This is a genomic window from Terasakiella sp. SH-1, from assembly GCF_004564135.1.
In the GTDB taxonomy this organism is placed as follows: Bacteria; Pseudomonadota; Alphaproteobacteria; order Rhodospirillales; family Terasakiellaceae; genus Terasakiella.
Window position 1 is genome coordinate 353,974 of the sequence record NZ_CP038255.1, and the last position, 22,047, is coordinate 376,020.

Consider the following 22,047-nt stretch of genomic DNA (forward strand, 5'->3'; position numbering starts at 1 on the left):
ATCATGACACCGAAACATTTTTTGGATTTGAGCCAGCTCGATTCAGCCGAGCTTCGTCATATTTTGGATTTGGCCTATGGCTATAAGAAGGGCATGAATGTCGCAGGCGGCACTGCGCCCTTGGCTGGCAAGACCTTAGCCATGGTTTTTGAAAAACCCAGTACCCGCACCCGTGTGTCGTTTGAAGTGGGCATGGTGCAATTGGGCGGCTACCCGGTGGTCATGCAAAGCGACAGTTCGCAACTGGGGCGCGGCGAAACCGTTGCTGATACGGCGCGGGTTTTATCGCGCATGGTTGACGGGGTGATGTTGCGCACAGATGCCCATGACAAGCTGATGGAAATGGCGCAATATTGTACGGTGCCGGTGATCAATGCCCTGACCGATGACAGTCATCCTTGTCAGTTGATGGCAGATATTATGACCATTGAAGAACATCGTGGGGATATTGCGAGCAAGGTTGTCACCTGGATGGGTGATGGCAACAATATGGCCAATTCCTATGTGGAAGCGGCGACCCGTTTTGGCTTTGAACTGCGCCTGTGCTGCCCAGATGAATTGATGGTGGATGATCATTATCTTAATTGGGCGGCCAATGAGGGCGGCAATATTTCCATTGTTAAAGACCCGAAACAAGCCGCCAGCGGATCAGATGTGATTGTCACCGATACATGGGTTTCCATGGGGGATACGGATTATGACCGTCGCGTGGAATTGCTCACGCCTTATCAGGTCAACGCGTCCTTGATGGCAGAAGCGGCCAGTGATGCGCTGTTCCTGCATTGTTTGCCGGCTCATCGTAACGAAGAAGTGACCGATGAAGTGATTGATGGCAAGCATTCCGTTGTTTGGGATGAGGCTGAAAACCGTCTTCATGCACAAAAAGGTGTTATGGTCTGGTCAATGCTCTAAGAGCTGATTATATAGAGGCCAAGTTTAAAGTAAAAGACGTTGTCCCCATGAAAATGGGGGCCTTTTTCCTTATTTTTATGAGGTCCTTGCTTGCGCGAGGATGACATTGATTGGTGATGAGTCATGAGCACACAATTATTGGAAGATCGCATCCTGCCGTTTACGGTTGACGGGTTGGATATTCGGGGCCGTGTGGTGCGCCTTGGCCCCTCCGTTCGTAAAATTCTGGAGGCCCATAAATACCCTGCGGCGATCGAAAATATTCTTTCAGAAGCGATGGGGCTGACGGTTGCGCTGGCCTCTAGCCTGAAATATGACGGCATTTTCTCCCTTCAAGCTATTTCGGAAGGGGAAGGTGCAGGCCCGATCAAGGCGCTGGTCAGTGATATCACCTCAGAAGGTGGTTTGCGTGGCTATGCCGGTTTTGATATGGATAAATTGGCTGCTTTGGGGACAGATGTGGAACCGACTGTGGATAATCTGCTGGGGACTGGCCGTCTGGCTTTCACAGTTGATCAGGGCAAGCATATGCAGCCTTATCAAGGGATCACAGCTCTTGAGCCAGGATCTTTCAGTGAATGTGCTCATAGCTATTTCCAGTCTTCTGAACAATTGGATAGCGCTTTTAAGATTGTCCATGGTGAAAGCGGCATTTGTGTCGTGATGATCCAGCGTCTACCTGATGAAACAGGCAATGAGGAAGAAGCTCAGGAAAAGTGGAACCACGCCAACATCATGCTGAACAGCTTGACGGAGAAAGAGATGCTGGATGCCTCTCTTGGATTGGCAGATTTGCCATATCGCCTGTTTCATGAAGATGGCGTGCGTGTTTATGAAACCAAAACGGTGCATCAGGAATGCCGTTGTTCTGAAGAACGTTTGGTTTCAACTCTTAAAGGGATGCCTGTGCCGGAGCTCGATGATATGATCGAAGAAGGCGGCACAACAGTGACCTGCCATTTCTGTTCGACTGATTATGCTTTCAGTAAGGAACGTTTGGCACAATTACGTGACGAAAAAGTTGCAGAGACATCTGTAAAACACTGATTTCGTCATATTCATGGGGGAGAATAGAATGAAAAAAACATTGTGCATGGTGGCCTGCACGATGCTGCTAAGCGGTTGTTTACAAAGTAATATACCCGTTGAAGCTTTGCCAGAATTGACGTTTAAGCATCTGGCCCCGGTCCCTGTGAATGCAGCCAAGATTGAAGTGCTGGATAAAACGGCGGCAAGAGTAGATGGTGGCTATGTTGATCACAGGTTGCCGACCACGCCGAAAGATGCGCTGAAAAACTGGGCACGTGATCGTTTGAGCCCCTATGGGCAGCTGGGTCTTGCCCGTGTGATCATTAAGGAAGCGGGTGTCAAAGAAGAAAAATTGACCAAAGAGACTGGGCTTAAGGGCATCTTTACCGCAGATCAATCTGAACGTTATACGGCCACAGTTGAGGTTGTTATTGAATTGCGTGATGACAATCAAAACATCATCAGCTCGGTAACGGCAAACGCCAGTCGCTATACGACCATGGCAGAAAATTTTTCTTTGTTGGATCGGGAAAAAGCCTGGTTGGAACTGGTCGAAAAACTGATGGTGGATTTTGACCGGGTGGTTGTTGGGAAAATGCAAGGGCGTTTTTAGAACCTGCCCCTAAGGTTATATAAGAAGAGTCTATTCTTATTGTCTAAAAAGATATATATGTAACTCTGGGGTATAAAACCGGGGTAGATACGTAATGGGTCCATTAGGTAAACGGATATTTCTGTTTATTACGCTGTGCATTTTTGTAGCAGATGCCTGTTTTGTACTGATCAATTATTATCAGGATAAAACTAGTCTTCAACGTGAACTGGAACTGAAAAGTCGTCAGCTGCAGCTTGGCTTTGAAGTTGCCATGTCCATGACGACGAAGAACATGTTGCAACTGGCAACTTTTGTGGCAAATGATGTGGGGGTGCGTCGTCAATTTGCCCATGCCGCCCAGGCCCATCGGGACGAAGGGGGGGGGAAAGGCGGGCCGCTTTCTGCCCATTATCGGGTGAAACTGTACGATCAGGTTGCCAGTAGTTGGGAAAAAATGAGCGAACAATTTTATGTGCGTCAGCTCCATTTCCACCTGCCACCGGATGACACCAGTTTTTTGCGCGTTCATCGCTTAGCCAAATGGGGGGATGACCTTTCTCCATTGCGGTATATGATCGTGGATACAATGAAAGATCATCAGCCTCGTGAAGGGCTGGAGCTGGGCCGGATTTATGCTGGTATTCGCGGGGCCGTTCCTGTTTTTGCCCCAACAGAAGGGGGCTTTGACGGTCAATTCCTTGGGGTTTTGGAAGCCGGGACATCTTATTCAGAAATTATTGATACCTTGAAACAACAGGTTGGAACCGATATTGCGATTTTGCTGAATGGTGAACGGGTGTCCAAGGTGAAATGGCAAAATGGTCTGGGCGGGGCGCATGCCGAAGAATGTGGATGTTTTATCGAAGCCAGCTCAGATGATACCCTGAGAGAAATTTTGCCAACAATGAATTTGGCGCGATATCGCAGTGACGAACCCTTTACATTGCGCACCGATATTGTGGAATGGAATGGTCGGCGTTTTGCCCTGACAAATTTTGGTATTCGCGATTATATCGGGGATAAAGAACATGCCGCCGCACCGGTTGGGCGGATTGCCATGTGGTCAGATGTGGAAGAGAAGTTTGTTGCACTGGCGCTGAATACCCAAATTAACGTGGTTTATGCGATCTTTGGCTTCCTGTTGATTGAGGCGCTGATCCTTTTTGGGATGCGTTTTGCCCTGGGCCAATTGCGTACCGAGGTTGAGCGCCAATCCGGGGAAATCAACGGCCTTTTGCGTGAAGTGACGGTGCAAAAAGACAAGGCTGTATCTGCCAGTCAGGCCAAAAGTGAGTTTTTGGCAAATATGAGCCATGAGCTTCGTACCCCGATGATGGGGATACGCGGTATTCTGGATTTGTTGAAAAGTGATGACAAACTTCCCAAGGAATCTCAGACCTTATTGTCTGATCTGGATGCCTCTGCCCAAAGTTTGATCCATATCGTTGATGATGTGTTGGATCTGTCAAAAATTGAGGCTGGGAAGCTAACGGTTGAACAGGTGGCGGCAGAACCCAGTGCACTGGTGATGGATGTGGCACATGTTTTTCAGTCAGTTGCCCAGAAAAAGCAGCTCAGTTTCATAACCAATGCTGAAGAACATACAGGTTTTTGGTGTTTGACTGATCCTGTACGTTTTAAACAGATTGTGACCAACTTGGTGAACAATGCCCTGAAATTTACCAGTCAGGGGGCGGTTGCCATCACGATGGAACGTGGTGAGAAAGACGGTGTGCCTTATTTGAACCTCCATGTGCGTGATAGCGGCATTGGGATGGATAAGAAACAGGTCGACAAGATTTTTGAACGTTTCATGCAGGCTGATACATCCACCACCCGTCAATATGGGGGAACGGGGCTGGGCCTGACGATTTCCCATCAGTTGGCTGTTCTTCTTGGCGGGACATTAAGTGTCACAAGCGAAAAAGGTGTTGGTTCAACATTTACGTTGACCTTACCTGTTGAAGAAACAGCCCCTGACAGAATGCCCGTTGATGTACGAAAAGCCCTGTCGGATAAAGATATCTTATTGGCAGAAGACAACCTGATTAATCAAAAGGTGGTTGTGGCGATGCTTGAAAAACATAATCACCGGGTGGTTTTAGCCAATAATGGGCAAGAAGCGGTTGAGTTGGCCAGTAAGCAGAAGTTTGATGTGATCTTGATGGATATGCAAATGCCGGTTATGGATGGTTTGGAAGCTACCGATCAGATCCGCAAAGGCTATGGTCCGAATAAGAACACCCTTATTTTTGCCTTTACTGCAGATGCGGTGCGTGAACATCGTGACAAGTATTTGGACGGTGGTGTAAACGATGTGGTGACTAAGCCGATTAATCTGGAACAGTTGGAAGAAAAAATCCGTCGCTGTGTCGATTGTGGCTTAACCGCGCCAGAATGTCGGCATAAACAGCACGAGAACTGTAAAGAGTTCCAGACGGCCCAGTAACATGCCAGAGGCCATGAGCCATTTGGCCCCGTCAGGCAGGGTCTGGAAGTTGCCACTGGGGCCTGCGATATCACCCAGTGCCGGTCCCACATTGGCAAGGGCGGTGGCTGCACTGGAAATTGCGGTGACATAATCCAGTCCCATCATGCCCAATGCCATGGCAAGAAGGGCAAAACAGACCCCGAAAATAAAGAAGAACCCAAGGACAGAGAACATGACCTCATCAGGGATGGGGCGACGGTTATAATAGGGGATGAACACACCGTGGGGTTCTAACAGGCGTTTAATCTGTGTTTCTGCCGCCGCATAAAGAACTTGAAACCGAAAGATCTTGATGCCACAGGTTGTGGAGCCGGAACACCCCCCAATAAACATGATAAAGAAGAAAATCGGCCAGGCAAAATGTCCCCAAAGCTGATAATCCATCGTGGCATATCCGGTCCCGGTGATGATGGAGACTACGTTAAAAGCCCCATAACGCAGGGACTGGATGGGGTCATAGCCTTCCTGTACCCATAAGAAACCGGTGGCAAGGGCAATCAGCAAAAAGACAATCACCAAAAACCATTGAACCTGTGTGTCATTGAGCAGGGCCTGGAAATTCCCGCGCAGGGCACGCAAGTACAGCATGAAGGGCAGGGAACCAACGATCATGCCCAGTGTAATAATCAGGTCAATCTGGCCGCTATCAAAATGCCCCACTGATCCATCTGATGTGGAAAAGCCCCCTGTGGCAATGGTGGTCATGGCGTGATTGATGGCTTCAAACGGGGTCATACCGGCAAACCACAGGGCTATGGCCCAAATAACAGTCAGCCCCACATAGATTGCTGAAATACTGGCTGAGATTTGTGCTGCCTTGGGCAGGGCCTTGTCTGAGGTTTCAAAGGCTTCCACCTTAAAGAGCTGCATCCCCCCCACATGAAGCATGGGCATGATGGCAACAGCCATAACAATAATCCCGATACCGCCCAGCCATTGGAGCAAGGCTCGCCATAGCAACAGGCCCGGTGGGGCGTAATCCAGCCCGGTAATGACGGTTGATCCGGTTGTCGTGATGCCTGACATCGCTTCAAAAAAGGCATCGGTATAGGACATGTTGAGTTCGGAAAATGCAAAGGGCAGGGCGGCAAAAACCGTCATGACCAACCAGCTGAAGGTCGCCATGATAAAGCCCTGACGGATGGAAAAATACATTTTCTCTTTGGTGAAGCCGGCAAGAATAAGGGCACTGGCTACAAAGATTGTCACCGCAGAAGACATCATAAAGACCTGCCAGTCTGGATTGCCTTCTGCCAAGTCAACCAGCATGGGCAAAAGCATGCCCACCGCCAAGGTCATTAAAAGCAGGCCGATAATAAAATAAATGGGGCGTAGATCTATCTTCATTTCAGCACTTGGCCATTGGCAGGTTTCCGTTTGCCCGATTCTTGGCTGAATTCATGTCGAAAGTCTAGAAAAAACCTATTTTACAATTAGTTTATAGTCCAAGGTGGGATTAAGGGGACAGGAATAGAGATATTCACCGGGCTTAAGGTCAACCGTAAAGGTCTTGGAGACCCCTTGCGTCAGGCCACCGCCGGAAACACTGGTTTTTGATAGCTTGTGCAGCGGATTTTTCCAGTTATAGTCTTTGTCACGCAACCAGAAACCGACTGTATAAGGGATGTTCTTGTTGGTCACACGAAAGGTATGTGTTCCCGCTTTTAAGGTCAGGGGGCGGGCATCTGCCAAACGTTTATCTTTGGTTTGGGCATTGATCTTGTCGCAGTCTGCTGATGAGTTGGACTGAAAACCGTGATCCATCCCATTTTCACCTTCTATAAACTGGCAAGGTGTTTGGGTCAGTTCAATAACCTCTGCTCCCTTTGCTTGAGAGAGAGGAAGGGAGAGAAAGGCAGCGAAGGTCAGAAGCCGTAACATTGTAAGCACCTTTTTAAAATTGCGTTTGAAGAAGTGTGCGCCAACGGCAGCCGTAGGACAAAACACATTTATGTGAAGAGATTTTGAACACAGGTGTTTTGTTGATTTTGTGACGCGATATTTTTATATTCAGGAAAACTAATTTTTCGACAGGGCCATGAACAGTTTATATAGATTTTATAGCGAGCACTTTTCAGGACTGACGGCTGCGGTCATGATTGCCATTGCGGCTGTCTTTTTGTCTGAACATTACGGTGGGCCGACCATGCTGTTTGCCCTGTTGTTGGGCATTTCCATGAATTTTTTGGCTGATCATGAAAAATGCCGTAGTGGTGTGGATTTGGCGGCAAAGAAAGTTTTGCGCGTTGGTGTGGCCTTGCTTGGGTTGCGTATTTCGTTTGAAGCTGTTGGGCAGTTGGGGCTTGGCCCTGTTATCTTGGTTGTTGTGGGGGTGTTTTCAACCATGGTGTTGGGATTCATTTTAACCCGAACCATGAAAACCAACTGTGCCTTTGGCTGTTTGACGGGCGGGGCAGTGGCGATTTGCGGGGCTTCTGCGGCTATGGCTTTATCTTCTGTCTTGCCTTCCGATGGGGATCGGGAACGTGATACGATCTTTACTGTAGTGACGGTGACAGCCTTTAGTACGATTGCGATGGTGTTGTACCCTGTAATTGCCAGCTTTTTGGGGTTGAATGATCAGCAAACAGGGATTTTCCTGGGGGCAACTATTCATGATGTGGCCCAGGTTGTGGGGGCTGGTTATAGCGTATCAGATCAAACGGGTGATACGGCCACCATTGTCAAGCTGTTGCGCGTAGCCATGTTGTTGCCCGTTGTACTGGGGGTGATGATGATTGTTCGCTATGGCCTGAAAACACAGGCAGCCCCGGATGCGAAATTACCATTTCCCTGGTTTGTGCTGGGCTTTGTCGCCCTTGTTGGCTTGAATAGCACAGTGGAAATTCCAGCTCAGGTATCCGGCTTTTTTATCGACCTGTCACGCTGGTGCATTATCACGGCTGTTGCTGCTTTGGGCATGAAAACATCTTTTGGGGCGCTGGTTAAAGTCGGCTGGATGCCTGTGGCTGTCGTGGCGATTGAAACGGTTTATCTGGCTGTTTTATGTTTGGCCGCGATTTTCCTGTTTGGGCTCTAGTCGAGGCTTTCACCGGAATAGACACCCCAGAATTCAGCCTTGCGTAACCACCCTTGATAGCCTTCGGCATCGACTTTGCACCATGTCATGCCTTGTGGGCATTCCAACAGGCGGGCAATGACCCCTTCTTCAAGGCGGGCATTAGGGTCTGAACTTGTTTTTGGGGAACTGCGCAGGGTACGCAGATCGCCCATCACGATGATGCTGCGTTTGCCAGACAGCATGCCTTGATGGACCCAGCCCTGTGTGCCTTGCCAATCGCGGATTTTGCGCCAGGTGTCATATTCAGCGACCACTTCAACGGGAAGATGGCGTTTTTTATAGACCCATTCCACCGGATAGCGCACGCCGGGACCGGCCCGCAAATTAACTTCACCGGAACGCAGGGTTACAAAACGGGGCAAGGGCAGGCCAGAGCCACTGCGCGCTTGGGCAACGGCAGAAGAAACCCCAAGAAACAGAAGGGAAATCAACAAAACTGTAGAGATTAGTCGCTTACTCGTCATGGCAATATCGTCGCTTCATAAAAAAAAGTGAAAAAACGCATAAGACACTGTACCAATGAAATAGTTGACGTATTATAAACGTGCTTGAAAAAAATTCCCGCCGCCCCTACAAAACAGGGGTAAACACAAAAAAATCCCACGGGGAAGGAATACCATGGTCCAGAAAAAGCCTGTTGTTGTTGTAACTCGTAAACTGCCAGATGCGGTGGAAACCCGCATGATGGAACTGTTTGACGCCCGTCTGAACACAGACGATACACCAATGAGCAAAGCAGAATTGGTTGAAGCGGTCAAAGAAGCTGATATTCTCGTACCCACACTGACAGATCGAATCGATGCTGGCATTTTGGCACAAGCAGGTCCGAATCTGCGTCTGATCGCTAACTTCGGTACGGGTGTTGACCATATTGATTTGAAATCAGCTCGTCAGCGCGGCATCACTGTGACAAATACACCGGGTGTATTGACCGAAGATACAGCCGATATGACCATGGCCCTGATCATGGCGGTACCACGTCGCATCGTTGAAGGTGTGCAGCTGATCGAAGGTGATGAGTGGGAAGGCTGGGCACCAACGTCCATGTTGGGCCACCGTATTAATGGCAAGCGCCTAGGTATCGTCGGCATGGGTCGCATCGGTCAGGCTGTTGCGCGCCGTGCTCAGGCATTTGGCATGTCCATTCATTATCATAACCAGCACCGTGTCCACCCGGATATCGAAGGTGAATTACAGGCAACCTATTGGGAAAGCCTTGATCAGATGCTGGCCCGTATGGACGTGATTTCCATCAACTGTCCGCATACGCCAGCAACCTATCACTTGCTGTCTGCGCGTCGTTTGAAACTGATGCAATCACATGCCTACATCATCAATACCGCTCGTGGTGAAATTGTTGATGAACCTGCCTTGATCCGTATGTTGGAAAAAGGTGAACTGGCAGGGGCTGGTCTGGACGTGTTTGAAAATGAACCCGCGATTAATCCGAAACTGCGCAAGATGAAGAATGTTGTGCTGCTGCCGCATATGGGGTCTGCCACCATTGAAGGGCGTTTGGATATGGGCGAGAAAGTCATCATTAACATGAAGACATTCATCGACGGCCATACACCGCCGGATCGCGTGATTGATGCCTTCTATTGATCAATGATCATCTGAATTAAAAAAGCCCTCATCCTATGGATGGGGGCTTTTTTTGATAAAACAGGCCACACCCTTTCATAGCAAGATGAAAAGGAGACAGTGATGAGTGTGGTTTGTGTCGGAAAATATCATTCAGTGGAAGAGGCACTGGTGGCAAAATCAAAATTGGAGTTTTACGGAATTCCGGTTTGGTTTGTTGAGGAATATGCTGCCCGATGCAAATGGATCTATTTGCAAGGCGCATCACATTGTCATATCGAAGTCCCGAAAAGTTGCATGGATGATGCGATTTTTCTTTTGGAGCAAACGGACAATGTTGAAGATGAAGACTATGATGAAGTTCAGCTTTCTTCGCGTTTCTGGCCTATAGCTTTATTGGTTTGCCTTTCCGTTCACTCTATCGGCCTGATTTTTCTATTGGATCATTTATATCACTGGTGGAGGAAGTCGCGCTGTTAAATCCCTGCGCCAGCTTCAATGATACCTGTGAGATATTCGACCTTTTTCAATAATTCATGCAAATGTGGGTCGGCATAGCCGTGAGCTTCCAGTTCGCGCACGCTATTGATCAGGTAATCCCGGTTGAGCCCGGTATTGCCTTCGGCCTCCATAATCAGGGTGGCTGCTTTTTCCAGACCTAAATCGCCTGCATAAAGGGCATGATTGGGGTCTGCAACAAAGGTATAGGCATTGATTTCTGTATTGCAGTCCAGTGAAAGCGGCAGGGTTTCAGCCACATAGGCATAACCGCACAGCTCGCGTTCTGTCAGATAGGCAATGACCGCATCTTTTTGATCATCTGCAATGCGAAAGGCCACACCGCGACATTCTGCACCGGGGTGAGGGTCAAGCCCTAGAACAAGGCCGGGGCGTTGGGGGGTACCACGATAGTAATGGGAATAAATACAGAAAGAACGGGAAAAGCCGCGCAGGGTTGCGGGCTGGGCTTCTTCGTAAGAAAAGCCGGGGCGCCACATTAAAGAACCATATCCAAAAACCCAAAAGGCGTTCTGCATTATCTATTCCCTTCATTTCCTAATGGTCATAAGCCTGAAATTTATAAAAGGCAAGGTGGGAAAAAATGGTTTCAAATGAAATTAAATATGATATTTTACAGTTCTTAAAATTTGGCGGGTCTTTTTTCTGATATGGTCCGCCCCCATATGAAGCTAAAACAGAGAGACTTTGCGTGATGAGTGATTGCCTGTGGACCCCTTCGGCTGAACGTATTGAAAAATCCAATATGAAAGCTTTTATGGCGCATGTGAATGAGCGTTGGTCACTGGATATTCAGGATTATGAACATCTTCACGATTTTTCAGTCAATGAACGCGAAAAGTTCTGGGTCAGTTTAAAAGATTTTACAGGCTTGAAAGCGCAGGACTGGGGCTCTCGTGTGTTGGTAAATGGCGATAAAATGCCGGGTGCGGAGTTCTTTCCCGATGCAAAAATTAATTTTGCTGAAAACCTGCTGAAGAAAAATGATGAAACAGAAGCTTTGGTTTTTTGGGGGGAAGATCAGGTCAAGCGTACCTTGTCGTGGAAAAGTTTACATGATGAAGTTTCTGTTTTTGCCCAAGCCCTGCGTCAATCCGGGGTGAAAAAGGGCGATCGGGTTTGTGCCTTTATGCCCAATATGCCGGAAACCATTATTGCCATGTTGGCAGCAAGTTCGCTTGGGGCAACCTGGTCATCAACGTCACCGGATTTTGGTGTGAACGGTGTGCTGGATCGGTTTGGTCAGATCGAGCCGACGGTCCTGATTGGCGTAGAAGGCTATTATTACAACGGGAAAGCCCATGATTGCCTTAAAAAACTGGAGGCCATTACAGAAGCGCTGCCGACGCTGAAACATTGCGTGATTGTCCCCTATACACGTGATAATCCGGATATTTCGAAAGTTAAACAGGCTGTTTTACTGGATGATTTTGTTGCTGATTTTGAGCCTCAAGATATTGAGTTTGAATATGTCAGCTTTAATCACCCTCTCTATATCATGTTTTCTTCTGGCACCACGGGAAAGCCTAAATGTATTGTCCATGGTACAGGTGGGACTTTGTTGAAACAGGTGAGTGAACATGTCCTTCATTGTGACAATGGGCCGGGGTCACGGGCGTTTTATTTCACCACCTGTGGCTGGATGATGTGGAATTGGCTGGTGGCTGGGTTGGCTGCAGGTTCGACCCTGTTGCTTTATGATGGTTCCCCCTTTTATCCCAGTGGCAATATCCTGTTTGATTTTGCGGATGCTGAAAAGATGACTATGTTTGGCACCAGTGCAAAATATATTGATGCGCTTAACAAGGCGGAGATCAAACCGAAGCAGACCCATGATTTATCGTCTTTGTTATCCATGACCTCAACAGGGTCGCCCTTGGTTGCAGAAAGCTTTGATTATGTGTATCGCGACATTAAGGATGATCTGCATCTGGCCTCTATTTCTGGTGGAACGGATATTTTAGGCTGTTTTGTGTTGGGCAACCCGATTGCTCCTGTCTATCGCGGGGAAATTCAATGCCGGGCACTGGGCATGGCGGTTGAAACGTTTGACGAGGCAGCGCAACCCATTCGGGGCGAGAAAGGGGAGCTGGTCTGTGTGAAAGGGTTCCCATCCATGCCGGTGATGTTTTGGAATGATCCGGGCCATGCACGCTATAAAGCAGCCTATTTTGAAAAATACGATAACATCTGGTGTCATGGGGATTTTGTTTCTATTGACCCTGATACAGGGGGCATGGTGATTTACGGGCGATCTGATGCCACGCTTAACCCCGGTGGGGTGCGCATTGGAACAGCAGAAATCTATCGCCAGGTTGAAGCCCTGCCTGAAATTCAGGAAAGCATTGTGATCGGTCAGGATTGGGAAGATGACGTGCGGGTGGTTCTTTTCGTTGTGATGAAAGGAAGTGCGACTTTAAGTGAGGCGTTAATTCAAACCATCAAGAAAAAAATTCGCACTGGCTGTACTCCACGCCACGTTCCGGCCAAGGTCATTGCGGTTGCTGATATTCCGCGTACAAAATCCGGCAAAATTACCGAGTTAGCGGTTCGGGATGTGGTGCATGGTCGTGAGGTGAAAAATAAAACGGCTTTAGCGAATCCTGAGGCATTGGAATTTTATAAAGATTTACCTCAACTTTCTGGATAGGAAAAAAATGGCACGTTTGGGCTGTCTATAGTCACCTGTTTACATCGGGTTGAGAAAAGAGGCAAAAAAACGCTTTTATTTCATTTTTCTCATTCAAATGGGTAGGTGAAAAGGATATATACTGACACTAAGTAATACTAACAGGTGTCTCAAAATCCGGGCGGATAGTTCAAATGGATACGTCTACTGGCGACGAATCTGGCGTCACGCAAACACAGAAAACGGATATTTTCGTTGTTTCCAGCCATGAGAAACATCTCCATGAGATGTGTCAGGCGCTCATGTCCTTTTATGTGGTCCATGCTTTTAATGACGTGAGCCATTTGAGTGAAGCTTTGGTCGCTTTTGCTCCCACCGCGATTATTGTTGATGAGAAAATTGATCCTGTTGGGGGCTTGAAACTCATTGAAGGTTTGCGCAAAACCGACAAGCTGAACCTGATCCCGATTGTGTTTACGGCCCGAAAAGGGGCGCTGGAACAAATCCAGATGGCAAAAACCATGCCTTTGGTGCGTACACTGGTTAAACCCTATCGGTTCAGCTCTTTAATCGGGGCGATTTCAGATCAGGTCAATGCTCAGGTCGAAGCCCAGTGGGAAACCATGGAGCCCGTTCAAAAGGCGGCTTTGGAAAATACGCTGGAGTCCTTTAATTCGGTTGCTGATCTGATCGCAGAAGGCAAACCACTTCCTTATAATGATATTCAGGAAAGCTGTGACCCGCTGGTGGAGGCCGTTCAGGGCGGATGTTACAAGGAACTTCTTAAAGGGGTACGGGGGCATGACAATTATTCCTATGTTCATTCCCTGCGTGTTGCGACCTTTTTGACTTTGTTTGGCGATCATCTCGGGATTAAGGATGATGATGTCAAAATTCTTGCCAGTGGCGGTGTTTTGCATGATGTGGGCAAAATGATGATCCCACATCAGATTTTGAATAAACCGGGCAGGTTAACTGATCATGAATTGGTGATCATGCGCTCCCATGTCACCGAAACCATCGACTTTTTGGAAAGTACGTCTGGTCTGCCTCGTGGTGTGACAGTGATTGCGGGGCAACATCATGAAAAACTGGACGGAACAGGCTACCCTTATGGCTTGAAGGGGAAAGAGTTGAACGAACTGGCGCGTATGGCGGCCATCATTGATGTGTTCAGCGCCCTGACGGACCGACGGTGTTATAAGGAAGGCATGTCACCCGTTAAGGCAATCAAGGTTATGGAAAATATGGCCGGGGGGCATCTGGATGCCCATTTCCTGACTTCTTTTAAAGAACTATTGCTGGATGCGACCAGTGATGATGTGGTTTTGTTTTAGAGTTCAGCCCAACGGCGCAGCAGATTGGCATGGGCTTTGGTTAAAAGGTCAAATTCACGGCTTTTCCCTTCTCTATTAAAAAGAGAGCGCCGTGCGCTATCCATATCAAATAGAATTTCACGTTGTTCAGCACTGCGCACACGGCTTTGAACCCAGGTACATGCGACAATACGTTCCCCCGATGTGACGGGTTCAACCCGATGAAGGGTGGTTGAGGGATAACAAACAGCCGCCCCCGCAGGCAGTTTGAAGCGACGCTCCCGTGCCATGTTTTCGGTGACGAGTTCACCGCCTTCATATGTTTCAGGTGCTGTCAGAAAAACCGTCATGGAAATATCTGTTCGGCTGACCCTTTCGCCAAACATCAGGCTGTTATCCACATGGGTGCCGTAATAGCCGCCATCTTTACAACGGCTGATGAGAAAAGGGCGCACAACATGGGGGTGGGTTGCAATATTAAACAATTCGTTGCGTTGTAAGGCTTGCATTAAAATTTGATTGATTTCCTTAAGTTGGGGGCAATCGCACATTTGTTCATTGTTTTTGACCATGCGGGCATGCCAGCCTGCGGTTTTCTTCCCATCTTCAAAAGCAGCTCCCTCTACCAGAGACATGATTTTTGTGCGTTCGGTGTTATTGAGCAGGTCGGGGAGGGGGATAATCATGATTTGGCTCTTTCCCTAATTTCGATGTGGGATTTCTTATGTGATTGTACTGACCTGTTTCGAGAATCCCGGACCAGTATGGTCTTTTGTTAGGCTGCTTTCATGGTTATTTCCATGCAAGCTTGCAGAGACGTTTTATATCCGATGGCTGAATGTAGCCTCTGTCGATTGTAGAAGATTTCAATATATTCAAACAAGGCCGCTTTTGCCTGCTTTCGCGTTTTGAAGTGATTTCGGTGGACACATTCTGTCTTCAGGGAGTTGGAGAAGCTCTCCATGGGAGCATTATCCCAGCAATTTCCTTTGCGGCTCATGGAGGCTTTCATGCGGTGCCGCTTAAGGATTTTGCGGTAATCCTTACAAGCATATTGCACGCCACGATCAGAATGATGAATTAACCCTTTGGGCGGATTACGGTTCTGGATCGTCATGTCTTCAATTACCCAACAGATATACCAAGATCTTGAGCAACCGCCGTAGGTTTTTCGCCTTGGTCCAAAACTCGAGCAACAGCACAGGCTCTGAATTCGTCAGAATAGGTTTTACGTTTCGTCATCATAGTTCCTTTCCAGTGATAAATGGAGTTTATCAACTGGTCCGGGATTCTCGAAACAGGTCACATCACTTTAGACATCACTTTGAGCCCTTACAGAATGGAAAGACTGTAAACTCAATGCCTTACATGAAATATTTTGGAGAAACTGGAGCGGGCGAAGGGAATCGAACCCTCGTGTACAGCTTGGGAAGCTGTCGTTCTACCATTGAACTACGCCCGCCTCTAAGTGCTTGAAAGTATATAGAGAATAAGCACTAAAAATATATGTTTGCAGGTTTCTTGCAGGTGGGGTGGAAATCCATGTTATCAACAAGCGGCCTGTGAGGCATGTTTTAGCGCCTTTATTAAGAGCATGGCAAGCCTTTTGTCCGCAACCAACAAACAAAAAAGCCGTTGATTGGACCTGTATGGAAAAAGTGGAGTGTGTCTCCTGAGTTAATTCTGCTGACTACAGGAGAATATGATGAGTCGCAAACGCACCCCAGAATTTAGAGAAGAAGCCGCCTGTGTTGCTTTAAACAGTAACCAATCCCGCAAAGTGGTCGCCGCCGATTTCGGCGTTAGTGTCGGCAGTTTGAAGCGTTGAGTTTCCCAATATTGTGAACGAGAAGGTTCAGCCCTAACGATGATGCTCAAAAGGAGTTAGCCCATCTTCGCCGTGCAGTTTCAGTTTGTTCACCAGCACCGTGATATCTACAGTATTGCAGGTCTGTGTCGTGCCATGAATATTTCACAGAGCGGCCATTTTGCTTGGCGAAAGCATCCTGCCAGTAAACGCCAACGTGAAGATATGGTTCTGCTTGCCCGCATCAAATCCATTCACTACGCTAATTATCAATCCTATGGACGAGGCCGCATGACAGATGAATTGCAGGAAGAAGGAATTTGCGTCGGTGAACACCGCGTTGCCCGGATCATGAAGCAGAACAATCTGCGGATCGTGCAAAGCCAGAAATTCAAACGCACAACCGATAGCGATCACAAACATAATATCTCGCCTAATCTGTTGGATGGTAATTTTGCTGCGACAGCACCGGATCAAAAATGGACGGAAGATATCACCTACCTGTGGACGGGTGAAGGTTGGCTCTATTTGGCGGTTGTTATCGACCTTTACTCCCGCCGCGTGATTGGCTGGTCTACAAGCAGACACATGAAAAAAGATTTGGTGATTGATGCCCTGAACAAGGCGATTGCCCTTCGCAAGCCACCTGCTGGTGTGACTTTTCATGCAGATAGCGGTTCACAATATTGTTCAAATAAATTCCGTAAACTGCTGGCGATGTACAAGTTCAAACAGTCGATATCCGGCAAAGGGAACTGCTATGATAATGCCGCTGTAGAGACCTTCTTTAAGACCTTGAAAGCGGAAATGGTTTGGAAAATCGCCTTCCAAACCCGCGATCATACTAAAAAGGAGTTGTTCAAATATATAAATGGATTTTACAATGCCCGTCGCCGTCATTCATATCTAAATGGCCTCAGTCCGATTAAATTTGAAAAACGGGCTGCTTAAGTGAGTGAGACACACTCCATTTTTTCCATACAGGTCCAGAGGTTATGGCTGGATATGTTCTTGTGCCTGAGGTTGCTTATATATCTATTTCATGAAGCGCCGATTTCCAAAGCATTCAGTCTTTCCAGCAGTTCTTGCTGGGTAATGACAGGCTGTTCTTCTGGCGGAGGAGGGAGTTCGTCATCCTGTGGGGCAGGAATGTCTTTTTCTGGAAAGAGTTCGGGATTGATATTCACAAAAATATCGTGAATCAGCTCTTTCAGGTCGAAAAGTTTCGCAAGATTACTGTCTTTTGGGGTCTCTGGTTCACGTTTTAGGCGATGGGCGATATCGAGCAAAAGAGAACAGGGCTTTTTGGCCTGAATATAGGGGGAATCCGGTAGTTTTTCTTCCAATTTAGAAGTGAATTGTTCCAGTTTTTCAATGGTTGGCAGCGGTTCGTGAGGTATGCCAGCCTCGTAATCTGCGAGAAGTTGCTCAGACAGGGAAATGACCTGATAAGCCCCGCGTTCCACTTGCATTTGGGCGATTTTGTGCTGTGCATCCTGAATAGCATGGCGCATTTGGTGTAAGCTGTTTCCGCTGGTGATATCTTCCAACGGGTTGGGGACCGGGATCGTGGGGATGATCTGTTTACCGGGGCGAGGGGCACCTTTTCGTCTGTCCGGTCCGAGATAATCAGCTGTGACAATAAACTCTTTGCGCTGTTGCGATAGCAGCATGATATGTTCGCTAAAGGCATTTCCATCAAGAGGTTTGACCAGTACATCATCCACACCGGCATTGATATACTGCTGTTTTAAATCGTCCTCGGGGTGATCGCTGAGAGCAATAATGACGATAAACGGGTTGGAGCCAATTTTACCGTAACGAATATCACGTACAAGCTGGCTAAGGTCGCCGCCTTCCATATGGGTATCCACAACCAGCAAATCTGCCCGGTCAGAGGCTACATTGTCCCTGATACTTTCCAGTTCAGAGGCAAAGTTGACATTGCGAAAGCCCTTTTCACGCAAGGCAGCATAAAAGGTGCGCCGGGTTTCAACATCGGGTTCGCCCAAGACCAGTCTGACATTTGTATAGCTGTGATTTTCCACGAAAAAGGTCCGCTGCCTGAATATTTTTGATCTTTCTTGTAAGTATAGCTTTTTTCAATGGGAAATCACATTTTTTTGAATTGCCTTTTGAAACGGGAGAAGTAGGTTAGTACATAGAACGATAGATCCTGACTCTAGAGTGTGAAAACAGTGGATAATCTTGCGCAATATCAAAAGTTTGAACATCCTGACATTACGGCCAAGGGGGAAACCCGTGCGTTGGTTGGGCTGACACACCTTCATACTGTTTGGTTTAATACAGGAAGCCTGTGCAATATCACGTGTAAGGGGTGCTATATGGACTCCAGTCCGCAAAATGATGCGCTGGCGTATATTTCAGCACAAGAAGTCGCCACATATCTGGATGAAATGCGCGACCATCAGATGGATGTGCGTGAAATTGGCTTTACGGGCGGCGAACCATTTATGAACCCGGAAATCATCGACATTATTACCGATTGCTTGGAACGGGATTTCCGGGTTTTAGTGCTGACCAATGCGATGAAACCCCTTCATCATAAAAAAGAAGCCTTGCTCTCTTTGAAGGAAACGTATGGGGGGCAGTTGAGCATGCGGGTTTCGGTTGATCATTATCGACAGGGTGAACATGAAGCCCTGCGGGGGGAAGGAAGCTGGACACCGATGATTGAAGGCTTGTCCTGGTTGGCGCAGCATGGGTTTAATCTGGCAGTTGCCGGGCGGACCATTTGGCCGGAAAGTGAAGAAAGAGAACGTCAGGGCTATGGCGAAATGTTTGCAAAAGAGGGGATTGCGATCAATCCCTTTGATCCGGTGGAGCTGGTTTTATTCCCGGAAATGGATGAAAAAGCGGATGTACCGGAAATTACCACAGCTTGTTGGGATATTGTCGGGGTGCAGCCAGAAGCCATGATGTGTGCCAGCTCTCGTATGATTATTAAACGAAAAGGGGCTGCGCATCCGGTGGTGGTTCCTTGTACGTTGCTGCCTTATGATGAAAAGTTTGAAATGGGGCGCAAGCTGTCCCAAGCCGATAAAGATGTTAAATTGAACCACCCTCATTGTGCAAAATTTTGCGTTCTGGGTGGGGGGGCTTGTTCTAAAACATAGTTTTAGTTGAGACTTTCACGAATATATTTCATATTAGGCCCTGTCCCTGAGATTACTTTAGCTGGAAAAGGTAGCCATAAATGACAGTCATTAGACCCGTATTGGTGTGCTTCCTTTTAATCATAACTTCTATTGAGAGTGTTTCAGCCGAACCCAAAAGGCCGGATCATGTCTATGCAAAGGTGCAGGCCCTGAATGAAAAGCTTGTCCATTTTTTACGTCATGACCATTCCGGTGAGAAGCTGGTTATCGTTTCCCCGATTTTTCAAAGGCGTGAAATTCAGCCACGCCATGTCTATCAAAAAGCATTGGATGTTGAGCTAAAACTCGCAGGTATTCTGCGGGCAAATGGCATTGAAGTGACCGAGACGCAAAAAGTTGAATTGCGCCCTTATGCACCTGATCAGGTTTTTGCGGTGATGGATCGTATTATCGAACGGGTGGACCGGTTGCTGACTTCCCATGATTTGGCTTTTTCATCTGAATTAGGGTCAATGGTGGAAAAGAAACCCCGTGATGTCTATCAACTATTGCGCCGTGTGGAGCGCTTTTTGTTGAAAATGGGGGCCTCGACAACCATGCCGGGGCATGTGTTGCGCCGTGCGCGTGTGCTGGCCGGATTGGTGAAAAAGCTATGTTTGGGGGAAACCTGTAAAGGTTTGTCCCTCCAGGAGGTGACTCCAGGCGAAATTATTATCCCGCGTAATGTGTATAAAGAAACGTACGACTTCATTCATGAACTTAATCAGTTTGTCGAAAAGAAGAAGGTGCCGCTTCGGGGCGGGGTGATTGCCTTGCCTGCCTTAAATACGTTGGTGACACCTGCGGATGTGAATGAGGTCATGTCAACCGCGTTGGCGGATACGATTGGCGTTATTCAACATTATGGCCATTCTGGGTATATCGAATTAAAGGGCGTGGATGTCCATGCTATGCCAAGAGATGTTTGGCAGCAAATCCAGTATGCCCGTCGGGTTATTGCCCGGTTGAACAGTCTCTAAATCCTGACTACGGCCTAGGCTTTACGGAAGATCGCGGCAACTTCGACATGATCGGACCAGATGAACTGATCAACAGGCATCAGTTTGTCAATGTGATACCCGCCTTTGAGCAAAGCGTTAGCATCGCGTCCAAAGGTGGCCGGGTTACAGGAAATAGCGATGATAAGCGGAATATTGCTTTCAGCCAGAGCTTCGGCTTGTTCGCGAGCCCCTGCGCGTGGTGGGTCAAACAGGACAGCATCATATTTATCCAGTTCCTTACCCATCAGGGGTTGGCGATCAAGGTCGCGTACTTCGGTGGTGATACGTCCGCCAAGGCTTGCCCGTCCTGCAGATAGTTCCAATGCTTTCAGGGCTGCTTCATTGGTTTCTACAGCATGGACAATCCCTTTGGTTGCCAAGGCAAAGGTGAAGCTGCCACAACCGGCATAAAGGTCGAGGATTTTCTTTTCCCCCGATAAGGCGCTTAAGGCAAAGTCGACAAGGGCTTGTTCGCCTTCTTTGCTGGGTTGCAGGAAGGGTGCTGGGGGAAGTTCAATGGTTGTACCAGAAAATTCGGTTGTGACCGGGCAACGCTGGGCAATGGTTTCAGGCGTGCCTCGGCCATTTTCCTGCCAGGACAGGCGTCCGATATTCTGTTGTTCTGCAAAAGCCATGAGCTTTTCATGAACTTTCAAGTCCGGGCGACCGGGCAGGGAGAAGACAATATCACAGGCTTCCATTGGGGCATTGATGATAATGTCCCCTCGGCCTTCCTGTTTCAAAATTTGAGGCATGAGGTCGCGCAATGCCGGGATCAGGCTATTGAGTTTTTCGCTCAGTAACAGGCAAGTGGTGATTTCTTCAATGCGATGGCTGGAGCGGGCATTAAACCCAAAGACAATTTTCTTGCCTTTTTTCATTACGGCAAAAGAGGCACGGCGCCGCGTTCCCGCACGACCCAGAAATGGTTTTTCCATTTCGGTAACAATATCGCTGCGGCGAATGATATCTGTGACCTTGTGGGTTTTCCACTCGCTGTAATAATGGCTTTCAAGATGCTGTAAGTTACAGCCGCCACATTTTGTATAATGGGGGCAGGGGGCGTCAACACGGTGGGTACTGGGGGTGACGATGTTCTTAATTTCACCGCTAAAGCTGTCGCCGCGTTTATTGGTGACTTTAACTGTCACCACATCACCTTCTACACTATAAGGCACGAAGAAGTCATGGCCTGTATTATCGCGGCCTAACCCATCACCTTTGGCCCCGACGCCATAGATGGAAACATCCATTAATTCTTTAGGCAGGGCAGGTTTTTTGGTGGTTTTACGGGCAGGTTTACGACGGCGCGAGGAATGGGGGCGGGGCACAGATCTATCTCACATCAAGTAGGAATTCAGCGTAAATATCGCTTAGCGCCGCATTCATAGCAGCAACCGCCCCGTTAACACCAGAAGAAGATTGCACCAATTCCCGCTTATAAGTTTTCAGGACCAGAATTTTGTCATCACCTGTGCGTTTCAGGCCAATTTCGATTTCTACCGCCACCTTGTCCTGACGGGACAGGTCGCGTTCCAGACGTTTGATCTTACCGGTGAGCAGATAGTCTTCATCCATGCGCAAGTCTGGCGTGACCACATGTTTGGCAATATTGGCGGCACGCAGGAAATTGACCATGGCATCTTGTAACAGGTCGACAGGCGGTTCGACCCAGAAATGGTAATGATATTCTGACAGATGGCCGTTGCCTTCACTATAAGCAATCGGGCGACCGGAAATCAGCCCGTCAGCACGAAACCGTTCCACTTCGACCACACCATCAAGGGACATGGGCATTTTCGGCGGTGTTTTCACCGACAGGCGGTAATAATGGTCCTGGGGCAATTCTGGTTGGGCGCAGGCCGCAAGAAGAAGAGCGGATGTCGCAAAAGCAAGGGAGGTGAGTTTTAATTTTTTCATTGTT

Annotated in this window: 19 protein-coding genes, 1 tRNA gene and 2 pseudogenes; 12 read left to right on the top strand and 10 right to left on the bottom strand. The window is 48.0% G+C overall.

Going from position 1 to position 22,047, the window contains the following annotated elements; genetic code table 11:
• Positions 1-3 precede the first annotated feature (3 nt).
• The 4 genes from argF (at position 4) to E4K71_RS01665 (ending at position 4,985) form a co-directional block, all read left to right on the top strand.
• A complete protein-coding gene (argF, locus tag E4K71_RS01650; protein WP_135075601.1) occupies positions 4-912 on the top strand; it encodes an ornithine carbamoyltransferase in 909 nt (302 codons plus the stop codon).
• Between the two features lie 123 nt (positions 913-1,035).
• The gene (locus tag E4K71_RS01655) at positions 1,036-1,959 is read left to right on the top strand and encodes an Hsp33 family molecular chaperone HslO (protein WP_135075604.1); all 924 of its coding nucleotides are present in this window, start codon (positions 1,036-1,038) and stop codon (positions 1,957-1,959) included.
• A gap of 28 nt (positions 1,960-1,987) precedes the next feature.
• On the top strand, positions 1,988-2,554 hold the full coding sequence (locus E4K71_RS01660; protein ID WP_135075607.1) for a hypothetical protein: 567 nt from the start codon (positions 1,988-1,990) through the stop codon (positions 2,552-2,554).
• A 94-nt stretch (positions 2,555-2,648) separates the two neighbouring features.
• Complete coding sequence (locus E4K71_RS01665; RefSeq protein WP_135075610.1) at positions 2,649-4,985, top strand: ATP-binding protein; 2,337 nt, start codon at positions 2,649-2,651, stop codon at positions 4,983-4,985.
• Here the strand turns inward: E4K71_RS01665 and E4K71_RS01670 are convergent.
• Together E4K71_RS01670 and E4K71_RS01675 are read right to left on the bottom strand one after the other, a co-directional pair.
• Positions 4,920-6,374 (bottom strand): TrkH family potassium uptake protein, encoded by a 1,455-nt coding sequence (locus E4K71_RS01670; protein ID WP_206201936.1) that lies wholly within the window; start codon positions 6,372-6,374, stop codon positions 4,920-4,922. The genes E4K71_RS01665 and E4K71_RS01670 overlap by 66 nt on opposite strands.
• 75 nt (positions 6,375-6,449) lie before the next feature.
• Positions 6,450-6,908, bottom strand: a complete 459-nt coding sequence (locus tag E4K71_RS01675; RefSeq protein ID WP_135075614.1) for a hypothetical protein — start codon at positions 6,906-6,908, stop codon at positions 6,450-6,452.
• A 157-nt stretch (positions 6,909-7,065) separates the two neighbouring features.
• On the opposite strand from E4K71_RS01675, the gene E4K71_RS01680 reads away from it, so the two are divergent.
• Positions 7,066-8,067, top strand: coding sequence for a YeiH family protein (locus E4K71_RS01680; protein WP_135075617.1), 1,002 nt, complete (start codon positions 7,066-7,068; stop codon positions 8,065-8,067).
• Here the strand turns inward: E4K71_RS01680 and E4K71_RS01685 are convergent.
• The gene (locus E4K71_RS01685) at positions 8,064-8,573 is read right to left on the bottom strand and encodes an SH3 domain-containing protein (RefSeq protein WP_135075620.1); all 510 of its coding nucleotides are present in this window, start codon (positions 8,571-8,573) and stop codon (positions 8,064-8,066) included. The genes E4K71_RS01680 and E4K71_RS01685 overlap by 4 nt on opposite strands.
• A 154-nt stretch (positions 8,574-8,727) precedes the next feature.
• Here E4K71_RS01685 and E4K71_RS01690 point away from each other — a divergent pair, with 154 nt between their 5' ends.
• Both E4K71_RS01690 and E4K71_RS01695 read left to right on the top strand, forming a co-directional pair.
• Entirely contained in the window at positions 8,728-9,714 is a 987-nt protein-coding gene (locus tag E4K71_RS01690) for a D-glycerate dehydrogenase (RefSeq protein ID WP_135075623.1), read from the top strand.
• Positions 9,715-9,813: 99 nt separating this feature from the next.
• The gene (locus E4K71_RS01695) at positions 9,814-10,173 is read left to right on the top strand and encodes a hypothetical protein (RefSeq protein ID WP_135075626.1); all 360 of its coding nucleotides are present in this window, start codon (positions 9,814-9,816) and stop codon (positions 10,171-10,173) included.
• Here E4K71_RS01695 and E4K71_RS01700 read toward each other — a convergent pair.
• Positions 10,170-10,730 (bottom strand): gamma-glutamylcyclotransferase, encoded by a 561-nt coding sequence (locus tag E4K71_RS01700; protein WP_135075629.1) that lies wholly within the window; start codon positions 10,728-10,730, stop codon positions 10,170-10,172. The genes E4K71_RS01695 and E4K71_RS01700 overlap by 4 nt on opposite strands.
• A 176-nt stretch (positions 10,731-10,906) precedes the next feature.
• On the opposite strand from E4K71_RS01700, the gene E4K71_RS01705 reads away from it, so the two are divergent.
• Positions 10,907-12,862 carry an acetoacetate--CoA ligase gene (locus tag E4K71_RS01705; protein WP_135075632.1) on the top strand — a complete coding sequence of 652 codons (1,956 nt, stop codon included), beginning with the start codon at positions 10,907-10,909 and terminating at the stop codon, positions 12,860-12,862.
• A gap of 173 nt (positions 12,863-13,035) precedes the next feature.
• Positions 13,036-14,178 (top strand): HD domain-containing phosphohydrolase, encoded by a 1,143-nt coding sequence (locus E4K71_RS01710; protein WP_135075635.1) that lies wholly within the window; start codon positions 13,036-13,038, stop codon positions 14,176-14,178.
• Here the strand turns inward: E4K71_RS01710 and E4K71_RS01715 are convergent.
• The 3 genes and pseudogenes from E4K71_RS01715 to E4K71_RS01730 all read right to left on the bottom strand — a co-directional run bounded on the left by E4K71_RS01715 (position 14,175) and on the right by E4K71_RS01730 (position 15,619).
• Positions 14,175-14,843 (bottom strand): Fe2+-dependent dioxygenase, encoded by a 669-nt coding sequence (locus tag E4K71_RS01715; RefSeq protein ID WP_135075638.1) that lies wholly within the window; start codon positions 14,841-14,843, stop codon positions 14,175-14,177. The genes E4K71_RS01710 and E4K71_RS01715 overlap by 4 nt on opposite strands.
• An 89-nt stretch (positions 14,844-14,932) precedes the next feature.
• A pseudogene (locus E4K71_RS01720) lies at positions 14,933-15,259 on the bottom strand (integrase core domain-containing protein); the annotation flags it as partial.
• A gap of 286 nt (positions 15,260-15,545) precedes the next feature.
• Positions 15,546-15,619, bottom strand: a tRNA-Gly gene (locus E4K71_RS01730).
• Positions 15,620-15,862: 243 nt separating this feature from the next.
• Between E4K71_RS01730 and E4K71_RS01735 the strand changes: the two are divergent.
• Positions 15,863-16,915 (top strand): annotated as a pseudogene (locus E4K71_RS01735) (IS3 family transposase).
• An 89-nt stretch (positions 16,916-17,004) separates the two neighbouring features.
• Here the strand turns inward: E4K71_RS01735 and E4K71_RS01740 are convergent.
• Positions 17,005-18,012 carry a response regulator gene (locus E4K71_RS01740; protein ID WP_167730202.1) on the bottom strand — a complete coding sequence of 336 codons (1,008 nt, stop codon included), beginning with the start codon at positions 18,010-18,012 and terminating at the stop codon, positions 17,005-17,007.
• A 150-nt stretch (positions 18,013-18,162) separates the two neighbouring features.
• Between E4K71_RS01740 and E4K71_RS01745 the strand changes: the two genes are divergently transcribed.
• Together E4K71_RS01745 and E4K71_RS01750 are read left to right on the top strand one after the other, a co-directional pair.
• Positions 18,163-19,101 carry a radical SAM protein gene (locus E4K71_RS01745; RefSeq protein WP_135075651.1) on the top strand — a complete coding sequence of 313 codons (939 nt, stop codon included), beginning with the start codon at positions 18,163-18,165 and terminating at the stop codon, positions 19,099-19,101.
• 80 nt (positions 19,102-19,181) lie between these two features.
• Positions 19,182-20,102 carry a hypothetical protein gene (locus E4K71_RS01750; RefSeq protein WP_135075654.1) on the top strand — a complete coding sequence of 307 codons (921 nt, stop codon included), beginning with the start codon at positions 19,182-19,184 and terminating at the stop codon, positions 20,100-20,102.
• Positions 20,103-20,116: 14 nt separating this feature from the next.
• On the opposite strand, the gene E4K71_RS01755 is transcribed toward E4K71_RS01750, so the two are convergent.
• Complete coding sequence (locus E4K71_RS01755; protein ID WP_135075657.1) at positions 20,117-21,454, bottom strand: RsmD family RNA methyltransferase; 1,338 nt, start codon at positions 21,452-21,454, stop codon at positions 20,117-20,119.
• A 4-nt stretch (positions 21,455-21,458) separates the two neighbouring features.
• Complete coding sequence (locus tag E4K71_RS01760; protein WP_135075660.1) at positions 21,459-22,043, bottom strand: ABC-type transport auxiliary lipoprotein family protein; 585 nt, start codon at positions 22,041-22,043, stop codon at positions 21,459-21,461.
• Positions 22,044-22,047: the final 4 nt, after the last annotated feature.

What these genes read in the sequence shown, in the direction of transcription:
- E4K71_RS01685 (WP_135075620.1), bottom strand. Translation starts at nt 8,573, where the DNA reads ATGACGAGTAAGCGACTAATCTCTACAGTTTTGTTGATTTCCCTTCTG.
- E4K71_RS01665 (WP_135075610.1), top strand. Translation starts at nt 2,649, where the DNA reads ATGGGTCCATTAGGTAAACGGATATTTCTGTTTATTACGCTGTGCATT.
- E4K71_RS01715 (WP_135075638.1), bottom strand. Translation starts at nt 14,843, where the DNA reads ATGATTATCCCCCTCCCCGACCTGCTCAATAACACCGAACGCACAAAA.
- E4K71_RS01675 (WP_135075614.1), bottom strand. Translation starts at nt 6,908, where the DNA reads ATGTTACGGCTTCTGACCTTCGCTGCCTTTCTCTCCCTTCCTCTCTCT.
- E4K71_RS01660 (WP_135075607.1), top strand. Translation starts at nt 1,988, where the DNA reads ATGAAAAAAACATTGTGCATGGTGGCCTGCACGATGCTGCTAAGCGGT.
- E4K71_RS01670 (WP_206201936.1), bottom strand. Translation starts at nt 6,374, where the DNA reads ATGAAGATAGATCTACGCCCCATTTATTTTATTATCGGCCTGCTTTTA.
- E4K71_RS01680 (WP_135075617.1), top strand. Translation starts at nt 7,066, where the DNA reads ATGAACAGTTTATATAGATTTTATAGCGAGCACTTTTCAGGACTGACG.
- argF (WP_135075601.1), top strand. Translation starts at nt 4, where the DNA reads ATGACACCGAAACATTTTTTGGATTTGAGCCAGCTCGATTCAGCCGAG.
- E4K71_RS01690 (WP_135075623.1), top strand. Translation starts at nt 8,728, where the DNA reads ATGGTCCAGAAAAAGCCTGTTGTTGTTGTAACTCGTAAACTGCCAGAT.
- E4K71_RS01750 (WP_135075654.1), top strand. Translation starts at nt 19,182, where the DNA reads ATGACAGTCATTAGACCCGTATTGGTGTGCTTCCTTTTAATCATAACT.
- E4K71_RS01760 (WP_135075660.1), bottom strand. Translation starts at nt 22,043, where the DNA reads ATGAAAAAATTAAAACTCACCTCCCTTGCTTTTGCGACATCCGCTCTT.
- E4K71_RS01705 (WP_135075632.1), top strand. Translation starts at nt 10,907, where the DNA reads ATGAGTGATTGCCTGTGGACCCCTTCGGCTGAACGTATTGAAAAATCC.
- E4K71_RS01710 (WP_135075635.1), top strand. Translation starts at nt 13,036, where the DNA reads ATGGATACGTCTACTGGCGACGAATCTGGCGTCACGCAAACACAGAAA.
- E4K71_RS01700 (WP_135075629.1), bottom strand. Translation starts at nt 10,730, where the DNA reads ATGCAGAACGCCTTTTGGGTTTTTGGATATGGTTCTTTAATGTGGCGC.
- E4K71_RS01655 (WP_135075604.1), top strand. Translation starts at nt 1,036, where the DNA reads ATGAGCACACAATTATTGGAAGATCGCATCCTGCCGTTTACGGTTGAC.